This window comes from Legionella nigrisilvae (assembly GCF_977063395.2).
Genome location: NZ_CDRUGZ020000036.1, coordinates 1 through 260, shown reverse-complemented (window position 1 = coordinate 260; position 260 = coordinate 1). Strand labels below are relative to the sequence as shown.

The window sequence follows — 260 nt, the reverse complement described above, 5'->3', positions numbered from 1 at the left end:
GACGCTATGGTCGCCAGGAAAACTGTTTATGCATAATGGGGGCTATTATACCCGAATTATGCTTTAGGTAAATAAAGAGGTGCACATTTTTTTGTAAGTGAGGTCAAAAACCTCACTTTAATACCTTTAAACTTGTATCTGGAGCTATGAACTGAAGTAGCTCAGATTATATGGTCAAGACAATCAGCCAATTAGTACAAGTTAGCTTCACACATTACTGCGCTTCCACACCTTGCCTATCAACGTTGTAGTCTTCAACG

At 39.2% G+C, this 260-nt stretch carries 1 rRNA gene; it reads right to left on the bottom strand.

Features of this window, described 5'->3' with window-relative positions:
• Positions 1-170: 170 nt before the first annotated feature.
• Positions 171-260, bottom strand: a 23S ribosomal RNA gene (locus ACWTE2_RS22355); the annotation flags it as partial.